The organism is Psychrobacter sp. 1U2 (assembly GCF_051847575.1).
In genome coordinates this window covers 1-2,254 of sequence record NZ_JBPYDC010000068.1, presented here as the reverse complement: position 1 = coordinate 2,254, position 2,254 = coordinate 1, and the positions used below count along the sequence as shown (strand labels likewise).

Below are 2,254 nucleotides of genomic sequence, written 5' to 3'. Positions count from 1 at the left end.
CTAGCGATATCTAATTGCGCAAAACTCAGCGTGGCAGGACCCATACTAAAAGCCACAGAATCGCTATGCTGCTCAATCTTTGGTTGTAACAAATCTAGTAGGTTATGCTTATCTTCTAACACATTTAGATTGTTTCTTAGTTCATATCTTTCATACGCGGCTTGCCATAATGGAGGGACGGTACTACTGGGGGCATTGTTTTCAGAACTGGTATTCATCAGTTAGCATCCTTGCTTGGTTGTCACTATTAGTCTCAGAATAGCACAGTTTATTCTCTGTTTTACAAATGAGTAGAGCATGATTTTCTCTGGCTTCTACTCACTTTTTATGGTGAACGCGACTTAAAGTAAGAGCCAATCATTCACAAAGTACAATAAAAATTAGCCACAAAAAAACCAGCGCGATGGCTGGTTTTCTATTTTAAATACTTAAAGCTAGAACTGTCTAATTACGCTTTAGCCATTTGGGCAAATATCTCATCGGCCGCTTTGATCGAGTCTTCGATATCTGTATCGCTATGCTTAATAGACATAAAACCTGCTTCATAAGCAGACGGTGCCAAATAAATACCGCGATCTAACATACCATGGAAAAAAGTGTTAAACACGTCCATATCGCACTCTGTCACATCATCAAAGTTCTGAGGTACAGTCGTCTCATTGTCTCGAACAAAGAACATACCAAACATGCCGCCCAATTTATTGGTACGCAGATTAATACCATGCTTGTCAGCTGCCGCTTGAAAGCCATCAACGAGCTTGTCTACTTTCGCTGATAATTCATCATAGAAGCCGTCTGCCGTTAAGTCTTCAAACATCGCGATACCAGCACGCATCGCTAGCGGATTGCCTGACAACGTACCCGCTTGATAGACACCGCCAAGTGGCGCGATACAAGACATGATTTCTTTTTTGCCACCAAAAGCACCAACGGGCAAGCCTGCACCGATGATTTTACCAAAACAAGTCAAGTCAGGATCGATACCGAAGTGCGCCTGGGCGCCACCAAGGCCAACGCGAAAGCCTGTCATCACCTCATCAAAGATAAGTACTGCGTCATTAGCGGTACACTCAGCACGCAAGGTATCATGGAACTCTTGGGTTGGGATAACCATGTTCATGTTGCCAGCGATTGGTTCTAGGATAACGCAAGCAATCTCATCACCCCATTTCTCAAAGCAGTCTTTAATCGCTTGTGGATCATTATAAGGAATGGTGATGGTATGCTTAGCGAAATCTGCTGGCACGCCTTTTGAGGTTGGCTCACCAATATCCAGCATTCCTGAGCCTGCCTTCACTAGCAGACTGTCTGAATGGCCATGGTAGCAGCCTTCAAACTTGACGATTTTGTCACGCTGCGTATAGCCACGCGCCAGACGAATCGCACTCATGGTCGCTTCTGTACCAGAGCTGGTCATACGAATCATCTCAACGCTGGGTACGATGTCACAAATCTTATCGGCAACCGTGGTTTCAAACGGTGTTGGTGTCCCAAAGCTTAACCCATCATCAGCGGCTTTTTTGACCGCATCGATCACTTTTGGGTGCGCATGACCCAAGATCATTGGCCCCCATGAGCCAACATAATCAATATAGGCATTGTCTTCGGTGTCGTAGATTTTGCTGCCATTAGCACGGTGCATAAAGATGGGCGTACCACCTACCCCTGCAAAAGCGCGGACGGGTGAGTTGACACCGCCTGGAATATGTTTGCGAGCTTGCGCAAATAGTTGTTCGTTTTTAGTGCTCATGGTTATTCTCTATTGTTTTATTAAAAGTAAAATCTTTCACTTAAATATTATTGAACTTGTTGGTTAAACTTATCGTCTCAAGCCTTTTTAACGACTGAGGATTTAAGCTTCATGGGGCCATAGCCATCAAGTTTACAGTCAATATCGTGGCCATCGCTCGCATCTGGCAACAAGCGAATGCTTTTTGCCTTGGTGCCTACTTTGATAACGATGGATGAGCCTTTAACTTTTAAGTCTTTGATGACGGTCACGGCATCGCCATCTTGTAGCTCGTTGCCGACAGCATCGCGAATGACCGCGTCTTGCGCCTCTGCCTCAGCCGCGTCAGTCTCAGCTGCCGTCCATTCATGAGCACACATAGGGCATACCAGTAACGCACCATCTTCGTACGTATATTCAGCATCACATTTTGGACAATTGGGTAAGCTCATTATTTCCTCGGCAGCCATCATCATGTAGGTTTATTCTAGACTTAGCCTAGACCCCAGACTAGAGATAACATTG

General features: G+C 45.0%; 3 protein-coding genes. All 3 read right to left on the bottom strand.

Going from position 1 to position 2,254, the window contains the following annotated elements:
* The coding region (locus ACS8FD_RS13140; protein WP_439276218.1) for a hypothetical protein at positions 1-218 on the bottom strand (218 nt) is incomplete at its 3' end.
* A 230-nt stretch (positions 219-448) separates the two neighbouring features.
* Positions 449-1,750, bottom strand: coding sequence for a glutamate-1-semialdehyde 2,1-aminomutase (gene hemL / locus ACS8FD_RS13135; RefSeq protein ID WP_439262318.1), 1,302 nt, complete (start codon positions 1,748-1,750; stop codon positions 449-451).
* A 77-nt stretch (positions 1,751-1,827) separates the two neighbouring features.
* Positions 1,828-2,181, bottom strand: coding sequence for a zinc ribbon domain-containing protein YjdM (locus ACS8FD_RS13130; RefSeq protein WP_299186065.1), 354 nt, complete (start codon positions 2,179-2,181; stop codon positions 1,828-1,830).
* Positions 2,182-2,254: the final 73 nt, after the last annotated feature.